Origin of the sequence: Halobacillus sp. K22 (assembly GCF_052246795.1) — a bacterium.
Taxonomy (GTDB): Bacteria; Bacillota; Bacilli; order Bacillales; family Halobacillaceae; genus Halobacillus.
In genome coordinates this window covers 1-3,024 of the sequence record NZ_JBQQCN010000053.1, presented here as the reverse complement: position 1 = coordinate 3,024, position 3,024 = coordinate 1, and the positions used below count along the sequence as shown (strand labels likewise).

The following is a 3,024-nucleotide window of genomic DNA, read 5'->3' as shown; positions in this document are numbered from 1 at the left end:
GATAGATAAGTCATCGATCCATTAGTATCCGTCAGCTCCACGTGTCACCACGCTTCCACCTCGGACCTATCAACCTCATCGTCTCTGAGGGATCTTACTTACTTGGCGTAAGGGGAAATCTCATCTCAAGGGGGGCTTCATGCTTAGATGCTTTCAGCACTTATCCCGTCCACACGTAGCTACCCAGCGATGCTCCTGGCGGAACAACTGGTACACCAGCGGTGTGTCCATCCCGGTCCTCTCGTACTAAGGACAGCTCCTTTCAAATTTCCAACGCCCACGACGGATAGGGACCGAACTGTCTCACGACGTTCTGAACCCAGCTCGCGTACCGCTTTAATGGGCGAACAGCCCAACCCTTGGGACCGACTACAGCCCCAGGATGCGATGAGCCGACATCGAGGTGCCAAACCTCCCCGTCGATGTGGACTCTTGGGGGAGATAAGCCTGTTATCCCCGGGGTAGCTTTTATCCGTTGAGCGACGGCCCTTCCATGCGGTACCGCCGGATCACTAAGCCCGACTTTCGTCCCTGCTCGACTTGTAGGTCTCGCAGTCAAGCTCCCTTGTGCCTTTACACTCTGCGAATGATTTCCAACCATTCTGAGGGAACCTTTGGGCGCCTCCGTTACTCTTTGGGAGGCGACCGCCCCAGTCAAACTGCCCACCTGACACTGTCTCCGGACCGGATTACGGTCCTGGGTTAGAATGTCCGTACAGCCAGGGTAGTATCCCACCAGCGCCTCCACCGAAGCTAGCGCTCCGGCTTCTAAGGCTCCTACCTATCCTGTACAAGCTGTACCAACATTCAATATCAGGCTACAGTAAAGCTCCACGGGGTCTTTCCGTCCTGTCGCGGGTAATGCGCATCTTCACGCATCGTATAATTTCACCGGGTCTCTCGTTGAGACAGTGCCCAAGTCGTTGCACCTTTCGTGCGGGTCGGAACTTACCCGACAAGGAATTTCGCTACCTTAGGACCGTTATAGTTACGGCCGCCGTTTACTGGGGCTTCGGTTCAACGCTTCGCCTTACGGCTAACGCATCCCCTTAACCTTCCAGCACCGGGCAGGTGTCAGCCCCTATACTTCGCCTTACGGCTTTGCAGAGACCTGTGTTTTTGGTAAACAGTCGCTTGGGCCTTTTCACTGCGGCTCCTCGGCAGAGGAGCACCCCTTCTCCCGAAGTTACGGGGTCATTTTGCCGAGTTCCTTAACGAGAGTTCTCCCGCTCACCTTAGGATCCTCTCCTCGCCTACCTGTGTTGGTTTGCGGTACGGGCACCTCTTTCCTCACTAGAGGATTTTCTTGGCAGTGTGAACTCAGGAGCTTCGGTACTTTAGTTCCCTCCCCATCACAGCTTGACGTTGCCGGACGGATTTGCCTATCCGACCGTCTCACTGCTTGGACGCGCTCATCCAATGGCGCGCTCTCCTTATCCTCCTGCGTCCCCCCGTCGTTCAAACGGAAAGGAGGTGGTACAGGAATATCAACCTGTTGTCCATCGCCTACGCCTTTCGGCCTCGGCTTAGGTCCCGACTAACCCTGAGAGGACGAGCCTTCCTCAGGAACCCTTAGGCTTTCGGTGAAAGAGATTCTCACTCTTTTTTCGCTACTCATACCGGCATTCTCACTTCTAAGCGCTCCACCAGTCCTTACGGTCTGACTTCACGGCCCTTAGAACGCTCTCCTACCACTGATCGTAAGATCAATCCGCAGCTTCGGTGGTGTGTTTAGCCCCGGTATATTTTCGGCGCAGAGTCACTCGACCAGTGAGCTATTACGCACTCTTTCAATGATGGCTGCTTCTAAGCCAACATCCTGGTTGTCTAAGCAACTCCACATCCTTTTCCACTTAACACACACTTAGGGACCTTAGCTGGCGGTCTGGGCTGTTTCCCTTTCGACCGTGAACCTTATCACCCACGGTCTGACTCCCAGAACAAAGTCTATGGCATTCGGAGTTTGACTGAATTCGGTAACCCGATAGGGGCCCCTCGTCCAATCAGTGCTCTACCTCCATGACTTTCTATTCTGAGGCTAGCCCTAAAGCTATTTCGGAGAGAACCAGCTATCTCCGTGTTCGATTGGCATTTCACCCCTACCCACACCTCATCCCCGTAATTTTCAACTTACGTGGGTTCGGACCTCCAGTCAGTGTTACCTGACCTTCATCCTGGACATGGGTAGATCACACGGTTTCGGGTCTACGACCGCATACTCACGCGCCCTATTCAGACTCGCTTTCGCTGCGGCTCCGCTTCTTTTGCTTAACCTCGCATACGGTCGTAACTCGCCGGTTCATTCTACAAGAGGCACGCCGTCACCCATTAACGGGCTCCGACTACTTGTAGGCACACGGTTTCAGGTTCTCTTTCACTCCCCTTCCGGGGTGCTTTTCACCTTTCCCTCACGGTACTGGTTCACTATCGGTTACTAGGGAGTATTTAGCCTTGGGAGATGGTCCTCCCGGATTCCGACGGAATTCCTCGTGTTCCGCCGTACTCAGGATCCACTCCGGAGGAAGAAAGGTTTCGACTACAGGGCTGTTACCTGCTATGGCTGACCGTTCCAGGCCGATTCATCTACCTTCCTTCTTGATAACTCCAAAGGAGTGTCCTACAACCCCAGAAAGCAAGCTTTCTGGTTTGGGCTGTTTCCGTTTCGCTCGCCGCTACTTGGGAAATCGCATTTGCTTTCTCTTCCTCCGGGTACTGAGATGTTTCAGTTCCCCGGGTGTGCCGTCCGATACCTATGTATTCAGTATCGGATGCTGTCCCATTACGAACAGCGGGTTCCCCCATTCGGAAATCTCCGGGTCAAAGCCTACTTACGGCTCGCCGGAGCATATCGGTGTTAGTCCCGTCCTTCATCGGCTCCTAGTACCAAGGCATCCACCGTGCGCCCTTATTCACTTAACTATCGTCGTGAAAAGACGTTGTTTCGTTCGATGTTTCTGTTGAATGTCTTGTCATCACTAGCGTATTAAACGCTATTGATTCCTTATCCAGTTTTCAAGGTTCACA

Annotated in this window: 1 rRNA gene; it reads right to left on the bottom strand. The window is 53.5% G+C overall.

Features of this window, described 5'->3' with window-relative positions:
• Window position 1: 1 nt before the first annotated feature.
• Window positions 2-2,919, bottom strand: a 23S ribosomal RNA gene (locus tag ACTWPM_RS20570).
• Window positions 2,920-3,024: the final 105 nt, after the last annotated feature.